Source organism: Streptomyces sp. NPDC005761 (assembly GCF_040630635.1).
GTDB lineage: Bacteria > Actinomycetota > Actinomycetes > Streptomycetales > Streptomycetaceae > Streptomyces.
Genome location: NZ_JBEXXX010000003.1, coordinates 282,345 through 299,970 on the forward strand (window position 1 = coordinate 282,345; position 17,626 = coordinate 299,970).

At 72.4% G+C, this 17,626-nt stretch carries 14 protein-coding genes; 10 read left to right on the forward strand and 4 right to left on the reverse strand.

What is annotated here, in order from left to right:
* Positions 1–113 precede the first annotated feature (113 nt).
* The 3 genes from ABZ434_RS05260 (at position 114) to ABZ434_RS05270 (ending at position 5,664) form a co-directional block, all read left to right on the forward strand.
* The gene (locus ABZ434_RS05260) at positions 114–1,730 is read left to right on the forward strand and encodes a succinic semialdehyde dehydrogenase (RefSeq protein ID WP_359132177.1); all 1,617 of its coding nucleotides are present in this window, start codon (positions 114–116) and stop codon (positions 1,728–1,730) included.
* A 50-nt stretch (positions 1,731–1,780) separates the two neighbouring features.
* Positions 1,781–3,616 carry a GMC family oxidoreductase gene (locus ABZ434_RS05265; RefSeq protein ID WP_359132180.1) on the forward strand — a complete coding sequence of 612 codons (1,836 nt, stop codon included), beginning with the start codon at positions 1,781–1,783 and terminating at the stop codon, positions 3,614–3,616.
* 308 nt (positions 3,617–3,924) lie between these two features.
* Positions 3,925–5,664 (forward strand): peptidase, encoded by a 1,740-nt coding sequence (locus tag ABZ434_RS05270; protein ID WP_359132182.1) that lies wholly within the window; start codon positions 3,925–3,927, stop codon positions 5,662–5,664.
* Between the two features lie 373 nt (positions 5,665–6,037).
* On the opposite strand, the gene ABZ434_RS05275 is transcribed toward ABZ434_RS05270, so the two are convergent.
* Positions 6,038–6,340 carry a chorismate mutase gene (locus tag ABZ434_RS05275; protein ID WP_359132185.1) on the reverse strand — a complete coding sequence of 101 codons (303 nt, stop codon included), beginning with the start codon at positions 6,338–6,340 and terminating at the stop codon, positions 6,038–6,040.
* A 340-nt stretch (positions 6,341–6,680) separates the two neighbouring features.
* Here ABZ434_RS05275 and guaA point away from each other — a divergent pair, with 340 nt between their 5' ends.
* The 4 genes from guaA (at position 6,681) to ABZ434_RS05295 (ending at position 11,264) form a co-directional block, all read left to right on the forward strand.
* On the forward strand, positions 6,681–8,267 hold the full coding sequence (gene guaA, locus ABZ434_RS05280; protein ID WP_359132187.1) for a glutamine-hydrolyzing GMP synthase: 1,587 nt from the start codon (positions 6,681–6,683) through the stop codon (positions 8,265–8,267).
* Positions 8,268–8,440: 173 nt separating this feature from the next.
* On the forward strand, positions 8,441–9,211 hold the full coding sequence (locus tag ABZ434_RS05285; protein WP_359132189.1) for a class II aldolase/adducin family protein: 771 nt from the start codon (positions 8,441–8,443) through the stop codon (positions 9,209–9,211).
* A gap of 126 nt (positions 9,212–9,337) precedes the next feature.
* Positions 9,338–10,603 (forward strand): hypothetical protein, encoded by a 1,266-nt coding sequence (locus ABZ434_RS05290; RefSeq protein WP_359132191.1) that lies wholly within the window; start codon positions 9,338–9,340, stop codon positions 10,601–10,603.
* Positions 10,604–10,754: 151 nt separating this feature from the next.
* On the forward strand, positions 10,755–11,264 hold the full coding sequence (locus ABZ434_RS05295) for a DoxX family protein (RefSeq protein WP_359132193.1): 510 nt from the start codon (positions 10,755–10,757) through the stop codon (positions 11,262–11,264).
* Positions 11,265–11,423: 159 nt separating this feature from the next.
* On the opposite strand, the gene ABZ434_RS05300 is transcribed toward ABZ434_RS05295, so the two are convergent.
* Entirely contained in the window at positions 11,424–12,737 is a 1,314-nt protein-coding gene (locus ABZ434_RS05300; RefSeq protein WP_359132195.1) for a PspC domain-containing protein, read from the reverse strand.
* Between the two features lie 173 nt (positions 12,738–12,910).
* Here ABZ434_RS05300 and ABZ434_RS05305 point away from each other — a divergent pair, with 173 nt between their 5' ends.
* Both ABZ434_RS05305 and ABZ434_RS05310 read left to right on the forward strand, forming a co-directional pair.
* Positions 12,911–14,209 (forward strand): PspC domain-containing protein, encoded by a 1,299-nt coding sequence (locus tag ABZ434_RS05305; RefSeq protein ID WP_359132197.1) that lies wholly within the window; start codon positions 12,911–12,913, stop codon positions 14,207–14,209.
* Entirely contained in the window at positions 14,193–14,897 is a 705-nt protein-coding gene (locus tag ABZ434_RS05310) for a response regulator transcription factor (RefSeq protein ID WP_136327611.1), read from the forward strand. Before ABZ434_RS05305 ends, ABZ434_RS05310 begins: the two co-directional genes overlap by 17 nt.
* Before the next feature lies 1 nt (position 14,898).
* Here ABZ434_RS05310 and ABZ434_RS05315 read toward each other — a convergent pair whose 3' ends face one another.
* Both ABZ434_RS05315 and ABZ434_RS05320 read right to left on the reverse strand, forming a co-directional pair.
* Entirely contained in the window at positions 14,899–15,672 is a 774-nt protein-coding gene (locus tag ABZ434_RS05315; protein ID WP_359132200.1) for a GNAT family N-acetyltransferase, read from the reverse strand.
* Positions 15,673–15,768: 96 nt separating this feature from the next.
* The gene (locus ABZ434_RS05320) at positions 15,769–16,815 is read right to left on the reverse strand and encodes an NlpC/P60 family protein (protein ID WP_359132202.1); all 1,047 of its coding nucleotides are present in this window, start codon (positions 16,813–16,815) and stop codon (positions 15,769–15,771) included.
* A gap of 355 nt (positions 16,816–17,170) precedes the next feature.
* On the opposite strand from ABZ434_RS05320, the gene ABZ434_RS05325 reads away from it, so the two are divergent.
* Positions 17,171–17,524: a hypothetical protein gene (locus ABZ434_RS05325; protein WP_359132205.1), complete on the forward strand. Its 354-nt coding sequence runs from the start codon at positions 17,171–17,173 to the stop codon at positions 17,522–17,524.
* Positions 17,525–17,626 lie beyond the last annotated feature (102 nt).

A 17,626-nucleotide genomic window follows, 5' to 3' on the forward strand; every position in this document is an offset into this window, starting at 1 on the left:
GCCAGTGATCACTGGCTCGATCGGTGGGTGGCCGCCGAGGGCTGTTGTGGGGACTGTGAAAAGCTGTTACCCACGGGTACCCAAAGCTTCCTGCTGGACGTACTCTCGCCCTCATGACGGACTCGCAGGCCCCTGTAGCCCCCACCGGTTCGAACCCCGTGGCCGCCGCGCCCGCGGGCGTGCGCACGGCCGCCGACGTCGTGACGCCCGAGGTGGTCGCCCAGCTGACCCGCGGCGTCGCCGGCTCCGGCCGTACGGCCAACCACACCCCCTTCACCGGGGAGAAGCTGGCCGACCTGCCCGAGTCCACCCCCGAGGACGTGGCGACCGCCTTCGAGCGGGCCCGCGCCGCCCAGCCCGCCTGGGCGGCGATGCCCGTCCGTGCCAGGGCCGCCGTGCTGCTGCGCTTCCACGACCTCGTCCTGGACCGCCAGTCCGAGGTCCTCGACCTCATCCAGCTGGAGACCGGCAAGGCCCGGCTGCACGCCCACGAAGAGGTGCAGGCCGTCGCCGTCGCCGCCCGGCACTACGGCCGCAAGGCCGGCGCGTATCTGAAGCCCAAGCGGCACACCGGCGTCGTACCGACCCTCACCAAGGTCACCGAGCTGCGCCAGCCGCGCGGTGTCGTCGGCCAGATCGCGCCGTGGAACTACCCCCTCGAACTGTCCGTCGGCGACGCGCTGCCCGCGTTCGTCTCCGGCAACGCCGTGGTGATGAAGCCCGACACGGAGACCGCGCTGACCGCGCTGTGGGCCCGCGACCTGCTCATCGAGGCCGGGCTGCCGGCCGAGGTGTTCCAGGTCGTCCTCGGTGACGGACCCGTCGTCGGCCCCGAGGTCGTCAAGCACGCCGACTACGTCTCGTTCACCGGATCCACCCGCACCGGCCGCGAGGTCGCCCAGGGTGCCGCGGCCCGGCTCGTCGGCGTCTCGCTGGAGCTCGGCGGCAAGAACGCCATGCTGGTCCTGAAGGACGCCGACGTGGAGAAGGCCGCCGCCGGAGCCGTCCGCGCCTGCTTCTCCTCCGCCGGGCAGCTCTGCATCTCCATCGAGCGGCTGTACGTCCACGAGTCGATCGCCGACGACTTCGTGTCCCGGTTCGCCGCCCGTACCAAGGCGATGCGGCTCGGCTCCTGTCTCGCGTACGGCGCCGACATGGGCTCGCTCGTCGGGGAGCGCCAGCTGGAGACGGTCAGCCGGCACGTCGCGGAGGCCGTCGAGAAGGGAGCCAGGCTGGTCGCCGGCGGGGTCGCCCGACCCGACATCGGCCCGCTGTTCTACGAGCCGACCATCCTCGACGGCGTCGAGGCCCCGATGGCCGTCTGCAGCGAGGAGACCTTCGGACCGGTCGTCTCCATCTACCGCTTCAGCGACGAGGACGAGGTCGTCGCCCTCGCCAACGCCACTCCGTACGGCCTCAATTCGAGTGTCTGGACCAAGGACGGACGGCGCGGCCACCAGGTCGCCGCCCGGCTGCGGACCGGAACGGTCAACATCAACGAGGGGTACGCCCCCGCCTACGGCAGCGTGCAGTCCCCGATGGGCGGCATGAAGGACTCGGGCCTCGGCCGCCGCCACGGCTCCGAGGGCATCCTCAAGTACACCGAGGCCCAGACCGTCGCGCAGCAGCGGCTGATCCCGCTCGCCCCGTCCTTCGGGATGGACGACGAGAAGTACGCGGCGTTCATGAGCCGCAGCCTCAAGGCGATGAAGGCCTTCCGCCTGCGCTGACCCCGCACCACCACCGCAGCACTTCTGCCCTTTTCGTACCGAGGAGAGCCATGTCCCAGGACAGCCCTGCCCAGAATCAGGCCGGACCGGCCGATGACGACGCCGCGTACGACTACGACGTCCTGATCGTCGGTTCGGGCTTCGGCGGCGCGGTCTCGGCACTGCGGCTGACCGAGAAGGGGTACCGGGTCGGCGTGCTGGAAGCGGGCCGCCGCTTCACCCCCGGCACGCTGCCCAGGAACTCCTGGGACCTGAGGAACTACCTCTGGGCCCCCGCCCTCGGGCTCTTCGGCATCCAGCGCGTGCACCTGCTCGGCAACGTGATGGTGCTGGCCGGCGCGGGTGTGGGCGGCGGCTCGCTCAACTACGCCAACACGTTGTACGTGCCCCCGGCGCCGTTCTTCGAGGACCGGCAGTGGGCGCACATCACCGACTGGCAGGACGAGCTGAAGCCGTACTACGACCAGGCCACCCGGATGCTCGGGGTCAGGCTCAACCCGACGATGACCCCGTCCGACGTCCATCTGAAGGCGACCGCCGAGGTCATGGGCGTCGGCGACACCTTCCATCTCGCCCCCGTCGGCGTCTTCTTCGGCGACGGCAAGGACGCCGACGGTACGGCGAAGGCGAAGCCCGGCGGCACCGTCGCCGACCCGTACTTCGGCGGCGCGGGCCCCGCCCGCAAGGCCTGCACCGAGTGCGGCGAGTGCATGACCGGCTGCCGGCACGGCGCGAAGAACACCCTCAACGAGAACTACCTCCACCTCGCGGAGAAGGCCGGAGCGGTCATCCACCCGATGACGTCCGTCGTCGCGGTCACGGACGACCCGGAGGGCGGCTACCACGTCTCCACCGTGCCGACCGAGCGGCGCAGGAAGGCGAAACCCACCCGGCTGCGCGCCCGCGAGGTGGTCGTGGCGGCGGGCACGTACGGGACCCAGACCCTGCTGCACACCATGAAGGACGACGGCCTGCTGCCCCGGATCTCGGCCCGCCTCGGCGAGCTGACCCGGACCAACTCCGAAGGGCTCGTCGGCGCGCAGACCTCCGACCGCCGCTACCGCAAGAAGCACGGCACCAAGGCCGACTTCACCAAGGGTGTCGCCATCACCTCGTCGATCCACCCCGACGAGAACACCCACATCGAACCCGTCCGCTACGGCAAGGGATCGAACGCGATGGGCGGCATGACCATCCTCCAGGTCCCGTACAGCACCCACCGGGTGCTGGCCTGGCTCGGGAGCATCGCCAAGCACCCGACGCTCGCCCTGCGTTCGCTCTCCAACCGGCGCTGGTCGGAGCGGACCATCATCGGGCTGGTCATGCAGTCGCTGGACAACTCCCTGACCGCCTATCGCAAGCCCCGCGGCATCGGCAAGGGCCTGCTCACCGCCCGCCAGGGCCACGGCGCGCCCAACCCGACGCAGATCGCCGAGGCGACGCAGAGCGCATCGCTGCTCGCCGCCGAGATCAACGGCTTCGCGGGCTCCAACATCGGCGAGCTGATGGGCACCCCGCTCACCGCGCACTTCCTCGGCGGCTGCCCGATCGGTGCGAGTGCCGAGGAGGGGGTCATCGACCCGTACCACCGGCTGTTCGGCCACCCGGGCATCTCGGTCGTCGACGGCTCGGCGGTCTCCGCCAACCTCGGCGTCAACCCGTCCCTGACGATCACCGCGCAGGCGGAGCGGGCCATGTCCTTCTGGCCCAACAAGGGAGAGCAGGACCCGCGCCCGGCGCAGGACGAGGGCTACGAGCGGCTGGCGGTGGTCGAGCCGCGGACGCCCGCCGTCCCGAAGGAGGCCTTCGGCGCGCTGAGGCTGCCGTTCCTGGGGATGCCGGCGGTGCCGTCCAAGAAGGTCACGCAGGCGGAGCAGGCGGAGTAGCGGGAGAGCCGGGACAGCAGAAGGGGCTGCACCCCCCTCCGAGTGCAGCCCCTCACGCTCTACCGGTGAAGCCGCGTTACGGATGTGACCGGTGGTTCCGCATGCATGACCTGCAAGGCGCGTAGATGGTTGTCCCCCGACTCACATAATCCTTATGTGATGCCGCTCACGTCGCCGTCGGTGGGCCCGTGCCTGACGTGCTCAATCCGTGACCTGGACCCGCGCAACTGTTCGCATGGTCCCGGGGTCGAACTCGTATCGCTGCCACAGCAGCCGCACAGTTCCCACCGACCCCAGAAGGCCCCGCGATGCGAAGCGCGAAGAGAAGCACGACTCCGAGAGCCTTTCTGCGCCGTGCCGCGGGGACACTCGCCGCCGGTCTGCTGGCCGCCGGATCGCTCGCCCTGAGCGCCCCGGCCCGCGCCGCCGGCCCGGTCATGCGCTTCGGGGGCCCGGCCGAGACCGCGCTGCACCCGTACCCGGCGAGCGGGAGACCGCAGCGGACCTCCGTCGCGATCACCGTCGACAACCCGTCCCGGGACGAGGAGCACGGCCGCTTCGAGGGCGAGTACACCGTGGCCTTCGATCTCAGCGGTATCGCGGGCGTCGCCGATGCCGCGTTCGGCACCGAGGGCGGCGCGGACTGCGAGATCACCGGCACGACCGGTGTCTGCCACGGCGCGGGCCTCTCGCCAGGGTCCAACCCGCTGCCCGAGATCCGCGTCGGTGCGGCCGCCGGCAGCGGGGAAGGGGACTCCGGCACGATCGGGGTGACCGGAACGGCGGACGGCGCGGCCTTCACCCCGTTCACCACCCGGATCGTGATCGGCGGCCCCGACCTGGTGATGGAGCAGGCACCGCTGGAGCCGGAACTCGAGCCCGGCCGGACCCAGCCGCTCCTGCTCGCCTTCGGCAACCACGGCACGCGGGCCGCCGACGGTGTCGTGCTCACGCTCATGTACACCCGCGGCATCGAGTTCACCGAGCGGTACGAGAACTGTGTGTACAGCGAGGGCGACGCAGGGCAGGGCGTCCCGGTGTGGACCACCGCGCAGTGCTCGGTCGAGGGCAGCTACGAGGTGGGCGCCGTCTACGAACTGGCCGAACCCCTGATGCTCAGGGCCACGCAGCGCGCCTACCGGGACACCCTGGTCTACCGCATCGACGAGGCCGGCCCGACGGTGCGCGGCGCCGGCCGGGCGGCCGGAGCGCGGTCCGCACCGGGCAGCAGGGGCAACGTGCTCACGCTCGAGGAGGCCCCTGCCGTCCGGTCCGGTGATCTCGACCCCCGTGACAACCAGCAGGAGATCGACTTCAGCACCGCGAACACCGCCGACTTCGCCGCGTACGGGGACACGGCGGCCGGTCCGCCGGGCAGCACGGTCGGGGCCGACATCGGCTTCCGTAACGAGGGGCCGGCGTGGATCGGCAACCTGCGCTCGGGCGAACCGGTCGCCACGGTCGACTTCACCGTCCCCGAGGGCGCCTCGGTCACCACGTGGCCCGGTGCCTGCCGGGGGGTGACGGCGGACGGGCAGTACCGCGAGCAGCAGGCCGGCGCACCGCGCTATGTGTGCGACACGTCGATGGCCGTCCGCGAGGACGCCGGCTTCGCGCTGCACTTCGACCTCAGGATCGTCGGAACCGTCACGGGGGCCGCCGGGACCGTCGAGGTGCGGAACACGCGGGCGCGGGACCCGCTGCTGCCGTTCGACCCGGACCGGAGCAACAACACCGCCGCGCTCACCCTGGACGCGGACCACGCGGGGGACTCCGGCGCCACCACGTCAGGGGCCGCATCGGGCTCGTCCGCCGGCGGCGGCTCGGCGGGGGGCTCCACGGACGGGGGCAGCGCCTCAGCCGGCTCCGGGGCGGGCGGCTCCGGCTCCACGGGCACCACCGGCACGACGGGCCGCGCATCCGCCACCGGCGGGCGCCTCGCCGCGACCGGAACCGGTGCGGCGGCGGCCGCGGGAGCCGCCGCGGCCGCACTGCTGGCGGGCGGTGTGCTGTACATGACGGCCAGGCGAAGCCGGACGGGCCGGTAGCGGGCGGGCCCGGGCAGCGGCGGCCCGGCCGGGCTCCGGAACAGAGATACGGCCGCCTCCGGGCGTCCCGGGAGGCGGCCGTATCGAGTGACCGGGCTGCTGTCCCCTGCCGACCGGTCACGCACGCCGGTGCGCGGTCCCACGGCGTACATGCAGTACGCCACACGCCCCGGCGGAGCCACGCGTGGTTTCTTACCTGAGCCGCCCCTGGCTGGCACGGACACCGGGACCAACGAAGCCGCGTGCGGCCCGGTCACGCGCCGTACGGGTGAGAGTCCGCCCGAACTGGGATACGCCCGTACAGCCCTGCCGGCCCTTGGGGCGACCGGCGGCCTCGCGCACGGGAGGGTGGGAGGCCGTGACGTGCGGCGCGTCACACGCGGCCGCGGCACAGCTCCAGCAGGGTCATCGCGAGGGAGGTACCGGGCCGGCCCAGCGCGTCCCGGTACTGACCGAGGATCTCCATCTCGCGGGAAAGGTTGACCCGGCGGCCCCCGGACGTGATCCGGGCCTCCTGGATCACGGTGGAGACGGCCATCCGTTCCTGGACGAGACCGATGATCCGGTCGTCGAGGGCGTCGATGCGAGCCCGGGCGTCCGCGATCAGGGACGCGGCCTCCTCGGTGTGCGCGCCGGTCACGTCGGTGGCGGTCCCGGTGGTGGTGATGCTGCTCATGTCGGTCTCCCGGTGGGTGCGGCTCCCCGGGGCCGACCGGGCCCGGAACGCCAGAACGCCCCGGGCCTGTCGGCCCGGGGCGCCTGGAACGTTGCTTGTCAGTTGCTCAAGCAGCACGACCATGGCAGCCGGCGGGCCGGGTGCCATAGGTAAAGACGAAGATCGTGTGCTGACGCATGGGAGACAGTATGGACCCACCGGCGCACCGGGTCCGACGCCGGCCCGGATGGTGAGACGACAGAGGTCGCGGGCGGTGCGCCCCGGTGCGACGAGGGCCGCCCCGGGTCGCCGGTAGAATCGGAAGAACCGACCCCCTCTCCACCGCCGGAAGGCCGCTCCCGTGCCAGCAGCACCCCCCGCCGCCCCCGACATCACCACCGACGTGGTTCTCGTCGTCGACTTCGGCGCGCAGTACGCCCAGCTCATCGCCCGCCGCGTCCGCGAGGCCCGGGTCTACAGCGAGATCGTGCCGTCCACGATGCCGGTGGCCGAGATGCTGGCCAAGAACCCCCGGGCGATCATCCTGTCCGGCGGGCCCTCCTCCGTGTACGCGGAAGGCGCGCCCTCCCTGGACCGCGCGCTGTTCGAGGCCGGTGTCCCCGTCTTCGGCATGTGCTACGGCTTCCAGCTGATGGCCACCACGCTCGGCGGCACCGTCGACGACAACGGTGCCCGCGAGTACGGCCGCACCGCGCTCACCGTCTCCAAGTCCGGCTCCACCCTCTTCGAGGGCACGCCGGACGAGCAGTCGGTGTGGATGTCGCACGGCGACGCCTGCTCCGCCGCCCCCGAGGGCTTCACCGTCACCGCGTCCACGGACGTCGTCCCGGTCGCCGCCTTCGAGAACGACGAGAAGAAGCTCTACGGCGTCCAGTACCACCCGGAGGTCCTGCACTCCACCCACGGCCAGCAGGTCCTGGAGCACTTCCTCTACCGCGGCGCCGGCATCGAGCCGAACTGGACGACCACCAACGTCGTCGAGGAGCAGATCGCCCTCATCCGCGAGCAGGTCGGCGACAAGCGTGCCATCTGCGGCCTGTCCGGCGGCGTGGACTCCGCGGTCGCCGCGGCCCTCGTGCAGAAGGCCATCGGCTCCCAGCTGACCTGTGTGTACGTCGACCACGGTCTGATGCGCAAGGGTGAGACCGAGCAGGTCGAGAAGGACTTCGTCGCCGCGACCGGTGCGAAGCTGAAGGTGGTCGACGCGGAGAAGCGCTTCCTCGACGCCCTGGCCGGTGTGTCCGACCCGGAGCAGAAGCGGAAGATCATCGGTCGCGAGTTCATCCGCGTCTTCGAGCAGGCCCAGCTGGAGATCCTCCAGGAGGACGGACCCGAGGTCGCCTTCCTCGTCCAGGGCACGCTCTACCCGGACGTCGTCGAGTCCGGTGGCGGCACCGGCACCGCCAACATCAAGTCGCACCACAACGTGGGCGGGCTCCCCGACGACATCGAGTTCCAGCTCGTCGAGCCGCTGCGCCAGCTGTTCAAGGACGAGGTCCGCATGGTCGGCCAGGAGCTCGGCCTGCCCGAGGAGATCGTCCAGCGCCAGCCCTTCCCCGGCCCCGGCCTCGGCATCCGGATCGTCGGAGAGGTCACCAAGGAGCGGCTCGACCTGCTGCGCGAGGCCGACGCCATCGCCCGCGAGGAACTGACCGTGGCCGGCCTGGACCGGGACATCTGGCAGTGCCCGGTGGTCCTGCTCGCGGACGTCCGCAGCGTCGGCGTCCAGGGCGACGGCCGCACCTACGGCCACCCGATCGTGCTGCGCCCGGTCTCCTCCGAGGACGCCATGACGGCGGACTGGTCGCGACTGCCGTACGAGACCCTCGCCAAGATCTCCACCCGCATCACCAACGAGGTCGCCGACGTGAACCGCGTCGTGCTCGACGTCACGAGCAAGCCCCCGGGCACCATCGAGTGGGAGTAGTCCCCACCCGCCCGCTGCCGTGCCGATGCCGCCGTCCGTTCCCACGGGCGGCGGCATCGCCGCGTCCGGCCCCGAATCGGTGGCCGATACCTCTGGCCACCTGCGGCGACCGGCGGTAACTTCCGATCCCGTACGCCTGATCCCGTACGCCAGGGAGCACCCGAGGAGTCGCCATGTCCGAGCCCACACCCGTACCCGTGGACCAGCTCCACTTCGCCATGCCGCCCGTCCACGCCTCCGTGGAGGAGGAGCGGGCCCACCGCAAGGAACGTCTGGCGGGAGCGCTGCGCCTGTTCGGTGAGTACGGGTACGAGGACGGCGTCTCCGGACACATCACGGCGCGCGACCCGGAGTTCGGCGACTGCTACTGGGTGAACCCCTTCGGTGCCCCCTTCGACGGGCTGCGGCCCGAGGAGCTGATCCTCGTCAACGGTGAGGGCCAGGTCGTCGAGGGGAGCCGCCACGTCAACCAGGCCGCGTTCGCCGTCCACGCGCAGGTGCACCGGGCCCGCCCGGACGTCGTCGCCGTGGCGCACACCCACTCCGTGCACGGCAGGGCGCTGGCCGCGCTGGGGGAGCTCGTCGAGCCGATCACCCAGGAGTCCTGCGCGTTCTACGAGGACCACGCGCTCTACGACGCGTACACGGGGGTCGTCGTGGACGAGGACGAGGGGCGCCGGATCGCGGCGGCGCTCGGGCCCCGCAAGGCCATCGTGCTGCGCAACCACGGGCTGCTGACCGTGGGCGACTCGGTCGACGCGGCCGCCTGGTGGTTCCTCGCGCTGGAGCGGTCCTGCCAGGTCCAGCTGGCCGCGCGGGCGGCCGGCAAGCCGGTGCTGATCGAGCACCGGGACGCGGTCACCACCCGCGAACAGCTCGGCAGCGACCTGGTCGCCTGGATCAACTACCAGCCGCTGTGGACCCGGATCTCTCGAACATTCTGACGATCCCGCGCGCCCGGTGTGGCCCGATGCGGGAACCTCCCGTCCCGTACGGCACAATTCGCAGCAATCACAGCCGAGTTGGGTTGATCAACGGCTGTACCGGGGCGGGAAGGGGCGGAGTTCTCCGTGGCGTTGGACGAGGCGAGACAGGGCACGCACGGCGGTGGCTGCACGTGTGGCGACTGCCCGCACGGAGCGCGCCAGGGGCACCGGCGCGCGGTGGCCGCCTTCCTGGCCAAGCGGGACGAACTCGCCGCGGGCCAGGGCCTTCCCACCGGGGTCGCCCAGTCGCCCTCCGCGACCCGGCAGTGGGTCTCGGACGAGCTGACCCAGTCCGCGCGCGCCGTCGCCGACCGCGGCCGGGAAGCGGGTGACGCCTGGCTGTACCGGGTGTGGCAGCGCACCCTGGTCCTCGTGTGGGGCGCCGTCGCCGTGCTGGCCGTCGCCGAGGCCGCCACCGCCATCGGTGCCGGCTGGACCCACGCCCGTACCGCCGGGCTGATCGCCGGACTCGTCACCGCGGGCCTGCTCACCGCGGCCGCCCACGTCCACCGGGCGCGCGGCGGCCTCCTCGCCCCGCTGATCGGCGAGGACAACCGCCTCTCCACCTCCCGTGCGGTCGCCGCGTCCTGGGTGCTGCTCGCCGTCTTCTCCGTCCTCGTCCTCGCCCTCCAGCTGGCGGGCGCCTCCGGACACGCGCAGCGCGACGCGCTGATCGAGGGCCTGGACCTGGCGCGCGGAGCAGGCGTGGTGACCGTGCTGGCGCTGGTGTGCGCCATCGCGGTGGTCGTGCGGCGGGTGGTGAGCGTACGGGTGCTGTCCGGGCGGCTGCAGAAGCTGCGGGCGGACCGGCCGCGCGCCGCCGACCTGCTGACCGACGACTCGGGGCGCGGGGGGTTCACCGATGTGCAGTACGTGCTGGTGTCCGCCGTCGCCGTGGTGTTCGCCGCGGTCCGCCTAGCCCGCCGGCCCGAGCAACTGCCCGACCTGCCCTGGGGGCTCGCCCTCCTGGTGGCCGTCTCGGCGGCGGCCTACTTCGCCGGGAAGTACACCGAGGGCGGCCGGCCCGTGGTGCTGTCGGTCGTCCGGGCCCGGGAGGCCGGCGACCTGGACGCGCCGATCCGTACCGGCGACGACATCGAGATCCGCGGCGCGGGGTTCGTGCCGCCCGGCGCCGGGGCACCGGACCGGCTGGCCCGCATGGTCGTGCGGATCGGCACCGTCCACGTACACGTACCGATGGTCCCGGTCACCGGCGGCTTCGCCAACCCGACCGACACCGTGCTGACCGTGCCGGTCCCGGTCGAGGTGGAGCCGGGCGTCGTCGAGGTGCAGGTGGTGACCGCGTCCGGCGCGGAGTCGAACCGCGTCGCGATCGACGTGACGGACTGAGCGCCGCCGGAAACCCGACCGCACGCCTGGTGAGCCGCGCGCCGGGGGCGTACGTATGGTCAGGTGACGGATCGAACGGTCCGGCGAGGGTCGAACGGCCCTGTTGACGGACCCGGCGGTCCGGCGGCGGGCCGCGGAAGGCGGGAGAGCCATGCACGGGTACGGCACGAACGGGCGCGGTCTGGGCGAGGCCAGGGACCTGAAGGCGTCGGCGCGGGAGCACGCCCTGCTGCCCCTGCGGATCTTCCTCGGCGTCACCTTCATCTACGCCGCCCTCGACAAACTGACCGACAGCGCCTTCTTCCACGCCACCGGCGCGGGCTCCATCGGCGAGCAGATGACCGCCGTCCGCGACTCCTCCGCGATCCCGGCCCTCGTCGACCTCGCGCTGAAGAGCCCGTCCGGCTTCGGATACGCCATCGCCTTCGGAGAACTCGCCGTCGGCATCGGCACCCTGCTGGGGCTGTGGACCCGGATCGCGGCACTCGGCGGGGCGCTGATCTCGCTCAGCCTGTGGCTGACCGTCAGCTGGCAGGTCTCGCCGTATTACCTCGGCAACGACCTGATCTACCTCATGGCCTGGCTGCCGCTGGTGCTCGGCGGAGCGGCGTCGTTCTCCGTGGACGCCTTCCTCGCGACGCGGCGGCGACGGATCCGGTAGGCCACCCAGGTCACCGTGGCGGCCAGCCACAGCCCTCCCACGAAGACCGGGACGAAGAAGACCCACGGAGCCTCCCACACACCCGCCGCGTCGGCCGCGTAGCCGCCCGCCAGCGTCAGCATCACCAGCCCCGCGACGCCCCGTCCGGGCCGGAACTCACTACTTGGCACGAATGACCTCCACCTGTCCGAGACCCACTTCCAGATCGAGCTCGACCGTGCCGGCCGGCTTGGCGCCCCCGGCCGGTGACAGCGTCCGGTGCTCGTTCTGCGAGGGGCGGATGTCCACATCGTTCCCGCGCCGGTCGCCCGGCAACGTGATGTCACCGAGGCCGGCCCGCGCGTCCACCTTCACGGTGGCCGTCCTCGGTACGTGCACGACGACCCGGCCCGCACCCAGCTCCACCTCGGTCCTCACCGTGTCCCCCTCGGGCACGGCGAGCCGGGTGAGATCCAGCTTCACCTGCCCGGAGCCCAGCTCGTAGCGCGGCTGCACCGCGGCGACCGACGCGGGCCGCCACTCCTCGCGCACCCAGTGCGTGGTGATGTCCTTGGGCAGCGCGGACGCCCCCGCGAGCAGGCCCGCCGTGATCATCGCCATCAGAAGGGTGCCGAAACCGGTCCGGCCGACGAAGGCGCTGACCAGCATCCCGGCCCCGAAGACCGCGAGCGCGGCGACGAGGCCGATCTGCAGGCTCGTACCGAGCGGCTCGGAGTCCCAGCTCAGGCCCGTGCCCAGACCGCCCGCGATCATCGCGTTGACGAAGACGGCACCGCCGATGGACCGCGGCCCACGGACCTGCCGCGACCGCTGCGGAGGGAGGAACGGGGCGTCAGCCGTCGCCCGGCGCCCCCTCTCGGCCCGGCCGTCGAGCACGGCGTCCGGCGGCCCCCACAGATAGCCCGCACCGACCGGCCCGGTGGTCCCGTCCTTGACGATCGGGTCGCGCCACCAGGACGGGCCGGACGGCTTCGGGGGCGCCTTCACCTCGGGCGGCGCGTCCGACACCGCCCGGTCGGCCGCCGGATGCGTCCGCTCCTGCGGATCGGCCGTCCTGCGGTTCTGCGTCCAGACGGTGAAGCCGATCACCGCGACGGAAAGCATCGCGGAGAACGCCAGCGTGCCGCTGTTGCCCAGCATGGACAGGAACAGGCCGCAGCCGATCAGCGCGCACAGCACCGCGATCAGCGACGAGCCCTCGACCCGCCCCGACAGCAGCCGGCGCGCCTCGTTCTCCTCCTCACCCTCCCAAGGGATCAGCAGCCACGCGAAGCCGTAGAAGATCAGCCCGAGGCCGCCGGTCACGGAGAGCACACCGAGCACGATCCGGAAGATCACCGGATCCACGTTGCAGTACCGGCCGAGGCCCCCGCACACCCCGGCCACCACCTTCTGCCGCGAGCTGCGGTGCAGTTGCGGTACGGGCACGGGGGGCGGCACGGTGCCGGGCGGCGCGTCCTGGGGAACGGTCATGGCTCCATGGTGACGGGCGCCGGTCCCTTCCGGCACCCGCCCCGACCCTGGCCGGTCCCTGATATTGACCCGGCCCGACCCTGAGAGACGGCCCCACGCGCCGGCCGGTATCAGGGTCGATCTGGGGGCCGACCCTGATGCCACCACCCGCACGGACGTGTGACGATCGGGTCATGCCAGCCGCCACGCCCCGAGCCGCAAGCTCCCTCGCCCCCGACCCGGAGGAGCCGCCCCAGCGCAAGCTGTACCGCAGCGCCGACGGACGGCTGCTCGGCGGCGTCGCACGCGGTCTCGCCGGACACCTCGGACTGCCCGTCGCCTGGGTGCGCTTCGTCTTCCTCGGGCTGTTCCTCGCGGACGGTCTCGGCGCGCTCCTGTACGCCGTGTTCTGGATCGTCGTCCCCCTGGGCGTCGGTGGCGTGGACGGCCCGCGCTCCTTCTTCGAGACCGCCCCCGACGGCACCCGCAGACTCCGCAAGCCCGACAAGGGCCAGGTCTTCGCCCTCATCGCGCTGTTCATCGGCGCCCTGATCTTCGTCGGCAACGTCGACATGGGCAGCAAGGCCGACCGCTACATCTGGCCCACCCTGCTGATCGGCGCCGGCTCCGTCCTGGTCTGGCGCCAGGCCGACAACGCGCGCCGCGCCCGCTGGATGGACGTGGGCAGCCGCCGCCAGGTCCTGCACCTGGCCCGCGGACTCGCCGGGGTCGCCCTGGTGGGCCTCGGCCTCGCCGGATTCATGGTCGTACGCGGCTCCGCCGCCCAGCTGGGCAACGTCATGACCGCGGCCATCGCCGTGCTCACCGGCATCGCCCTGCTGGCCGGCCCCTGGCTCGTCCGCATGACCCAGGACCTGTCCGAGGAACGCCTGATGCGCATCAGGGCCCAGGAACGCGCCGAGGTCGCCGCCCACGTCCACGACTCGGTGCTGCACACCCTCACCCTGATCCAGCGCAACGCCGAGGACGCGGGTGAGGTCCGCAGGCTCGCCCGCGCCCAGGAACGCGAACTGCGCAACTGGCTCTACAACCCCGAGGGCACCGGCAAGGACGAGGACGACGAGCCCGAGACCCTGGCCGAGGCCGTCAAACGCGCCGCGGCCGAGGTCGAGGACAAGCACGGCGTCCCGCTGGAGGTCGTCGTCGTCGGCGACTGCCCGCTCGACGAGAAGCTGACCGCGCAGATGCAGGCCGCACGCGAGGCGATGGTCAACGCCGCCAAGTACGGTGGCGAGGGCGGCGCCGTCCAGGTCTACGCGGAGGTCGAGGGCCGCACCGTCTTCGTCTCCGTCCGCGACCGGGGTCCGGGATTCGACCTGGATTCCGTACCGGGGGACAGAATGGGCGTACGAGAATCAATCATCGGCCGGATGCAGCGCAACGGCGGTACCGCGCGGCTGCGTTCGGTGCCCGGTGGGGGCACGGAAGTCGAGCTGGAGATGGAGAGGACGAGCGATGAACGGGACCACTGAGGCGACCGGGGGCCACGAGGGCCCGGAGCGCCGGGTACGAGTCGTGCTCGTCGACGACCACCGGATGTTCCGCACCGGAGTACAGGCCGAGATCGGCCGCACCGAGGAGACCGGTGTCGAGGTCGTCGGCGAGGCCGCCGACGTCGACCAGGCGGTCACCGTGATCACGGCGACCCGCCCCGAGGTCGTCCTCCTCGACGTCCACCTCCCCGGTGGCGGCGGCGTCGAGGTGCTGCGCCGCTGCGCCCCCTTCATGGGCGCGGTCGAGAACCCGGTGCGCTTCCTGGCGCTGTCCGTGTCGGACGCCGCCGAGGACGTCATCGGTGTCATCCGCGGCGGCGCCCGCGGCTATGTCACCAAGACCATCACCGGCGCCGACCTGGTCGACTCGGTCTTCCGGGTCCAGGACGGTGACGCGGTGTTCTCGCCCCGGCTGGCCGGCTTCGTCCTCGACGCCTTCGCGTCGACGGACGCGCCCCCGGTCGACGAGGACCTCGACCGGCTGACCCAGCGGGAGCGCGAGGTGCTGCGGCTGATCGCCCGTGGATACGCGTACAAGGAGATCGCCAAGCAGCTGTTCATCTCGGTGAAGACGGTCGAGTCGCACGTCTCGGCGGTGCTGCGCAAGCTCCAGCTCTCCAACCGGCACGAGCTGACGCGCTGGGCGACGGCCCGCCGGCTGGTCTGAGTCAGGCGCCCTCGCGTTCCGGGTCGAGCGAGATGTTGAGCTTCTCGCCGATCCGGCGGTAGCCGATGCCCGCGTAGATGCGTTCCACGTCGGCATCGCCCGGCTCCAGCCAGACCACCCGGCAGCCCCGGGCGAACGCCGTCTCCGTCAGGTGGACGGAGAGCGCTGCCCCGATGCCGCGGCGGCGGAACTCCGCCGCGACCGCGAGCCCGGCCAGCTCGCTGAGCCCGTCGACCGGGACCGAGCAGCCGCCCGCGCCCGCCGGGGTGCCGTCCACCGTGGCGAGGGCGGCGACCCCGCCGTCGGACGCGGCGGTGCGCAGCCACCGGGCGGTGCCCGCCTCGGGCTCGCCCGTCCCGCCGTAGCCCAGGTGCTGGACGAGGGCCGCGGCGTCGAACTCCGCGTCCGTGGCGGGTTCGGCCATCAGCAGTCCGTCCACCGGCTTCTGCGCCAGCAGACCGCCGGGGGCGCAGGCCAGGAGCGGGGCGCGGTTCTCCTCGGTGAACCCGGCGGCCAGCAGCGCGGGTTCGACCGCGGGCGCCCAGGTGGGCAGGAACTCCAGGCGCGGCATCCGGTCCAGGTCGCGGAAGGCCGTGACCAGCGCGTCGAGTTCGGCGGGCGTCGGTTCGGCCCCCTGGTCGGGGATGGCGTAGTTGGCGTACTTGAGGGACCAGTCCGGGTTGTAGCGGATCACGAACGGGCCCACCCGGACATGGTCCGGGGAGCGGAGGGTGAGCGTACGGGCATGGGTCTGGACGTCGACGTCCAAGGTCATGTGCGGGTTTCCTTCGCGCCGTTCGATCCGGAGGCCGGGAGCTCAGCCCGACCGGCACGGGGAGTGGCGTCCACCCCCCCCGAGTGCCGGTCGGGACTATGCCACCCGGGTCGCTCCCGCGAAAGGCATTTGATCGATCGGCGCCACGCGGACCGGGGCTCCCGGGCGCGGGGCGTGGATCATCCGGCCGTTGCCGATGTAGAGGCCGACGTGGGTGACGCCCGAGTAGAAGAACACCAGGTCACCGGGGGCCAGTTCGGAACGCGAGACCCGCCTGCCCGCGTCGATCTGCGTGTACGTGGTCCGGGGGAGGGAGACACCCGCGGAGCGCCAGGCGGCCTGGGTGAGGCCGGAGCAGTCGAAGGAGGAGGGGCCGGTGGCGCCCCAGACGTACGGCTTTCCCAGGGCGGTGTACGCGAAGGCGACCGCTTCGGCGGCGCGGGCGTTGGGCGCCTGGGCCGTGCCGCGCGGGGCGCTGCGGTCGGCGTGGGCGTCGCCGCGGCCGCCCTCGGAGGCGTCGTAGGCGGCGCGCTCGGCGGGGGAGAGGCGGGCCAACAGCTGCCGGGCATCGGCAAGCTTGGCGCGGACCGTGGCCTTGTGCTTCTTCAGGGCTGCCTGGCGGCTCGCGAGCTCGGTCAGTTGACCGGCGGCCTCGGCGCGGACCTGGGCCACGTCCGCGACCTGGCGCTGCACGGTGCGGACCTCGGTGGCGCGCCGCTCGCCGGCCCGCTCCACGTACGAGGCGCGCCGGAGGTACTGGTCGGGGTCCGAGGAGAGCGCCAGCTGCACGGCGGGGTCGAGGCCGCCGGAGCGGTACTGGGCGGCGGCGTACGAACCCAGCGCCTCGCGTGCGGTGTTGAGCCGCTCGGTCCTGCGGGCGGCCTCGTCACGCAGGGCGTCCACGGACCTGGCGGTGGCGGCGGCCTTCACCTTGGCGCCGTTGTACTGCTCGGTGGCGACCTCCGCCTCCCGGTACAGCCGGTCCACCTCGGCCTTCACCTGGGCGGGGCTCGGCGCCGGATCGGCGTGCGCGGATCCCGGCAACGCGGCAGCGGTCGCGGCCCCGGCGAGGGCCAGTGTCGCTGCGGTGCGGGCAGCAGAGCCGGTGTGCAGGCGCTGCTTGGGTTTCCGGTGCGCTGCCACGAGGGCGGGCGTCCTTCCTCTCGACGGCCCGCCGGGGTCTACCGACGGGCCCGCCCGGCCCGGCGGCGGCCCGCCAACAGGGGGAGCGGCCCGCCGCCGGAACCTCGGCGGGGTGACCGGGAACGCCGCCCGGGTGCGGATCGGCGGTGTGCCGGTCACCTGCCAGGGACGCTAAACCCGGGACACGGGAAAGAGTTGTAATGACGCCTATTGTGTGAATTTGGCGTTGCGTTGTCGCCGGATGATCGGAAAAATTGCATCAGAGTCAGGCAATTGGTGCATCTCGCGGTCAAGTGGTTGCTAAGGCTCACCTTGCCGCGGAGTGCTGATATGGCCGGGGCTAGGCTGCGGAGCCATGCGTGTACTCATCGATGTCTTCGTCGCCCTGCACATCATCGGCATCGCCTCCCTGCTGGGCGGTTTCCTGACCCAGACGAAGGCGATGGGGGCGGGCACGGCACGGTTCGTCCCGGCCATGCTGCACGGCGCGCTGACGATGCTGGTCACCGGAGTCGCGCTGGTCGGGCTCGACCAGGCCGACGACCACCCCGTGAACAACGTCAAGATCGGCATCAAGCTGCTGATCCTGGTCGTGATCCTCGCCCTCGTCTACGTCAAGCGTGACGAGGAGAAGGTCGACAAGGGCCTCTTCGCGGCGGTCGGCGGACTGGCGATCGTCAACATCTTCATCGCCACGCTCTGGACCTGAGCCGGACCAACGGCGGTACGGGACGCCGCTGCCCGGACCCGCGGAGGGTCCGGGCCGCCGCGGCGCCGCGCCCCGGGGCCCCCCCAGCCGGATCAGCGCACC

Coding starts and splice junctions, on each gene's coding strand:
- ABZ434_RS05265 (WP_359132180.1), top strand. CDS start 1,781: ATGTCCCAGGACAGCCCTGCCCAGAATCAGGCCGGACCGGCCGATGAC.
- ABZ434_RS05270 (WP_359132182.1), top strand. CDS start 3,925: ATGCGAAGCGCGAAGAGAAGCACGACTCCGAGAGCCTTTCTGCGCCGT.
- ABZ434_RS05275 (WP_359132185.1), bottom strand. CDS start 6,340: ATGAGCAGCATCACCACCACCGGGACCGCCACCGACGTGACCGGCGCG.
- ABZ434_RS05260 (WP_359132177.1), top strand. CDS start 114: ATGACGGACTCGCAGGCCCCTGTAGCCCCCACCGGTTCGAACCCCGTG.
- ABZ434_RS05315 (WP_359132200.1), bottom strand. CDS start 15,672: ATGACCTTGGACGTCGACGTCCAGACCCATGCCCGTACGCTCACCCTC.
- ABZ434_RS05305 (WP_359132197.1), top strand. CDS start 12,911: ATGCCAGCCGCCACGCCCCGAGCCGCAAGCTCCCTCGCCCCCGACCCG.
- ABZ434_RS05295 (WP_359132193.1), top strand. CDS start 10,755: ATGCACGGGTACGGCACGAACGGGCGCGGTCTGGGCGAGGCCAGGGAC.
- ABZ434_RS05325 (WP_359132205.1), top strand. CDS start 17,171: ATGCGTGTACTCATCGATGTCTTCGTCGCCCTGCACATCATCGGCATC.
- ABZ434_RS05285 (WP_359132189.1), top strand. CDS start 8,441: ATGTCCGAGCCCACACCCGTACCCGTGGACCAGCTCCACTTCGCCATG.
- ABZ434_RS05310 (WP_136327611.1), top strand. CDS start 14,193: ATGAACGGGACCACTGAGGCGACCGGGGGCCACGAGGGCCCGGAGCGC.
- ABZ434_RS05300 (WP_359132195.1), bottom strand. CDS start 12,737: ATGACCGTTCCCCAGGACGCGCCGCCCGGCACCGTGCCGCCCCCCGTG.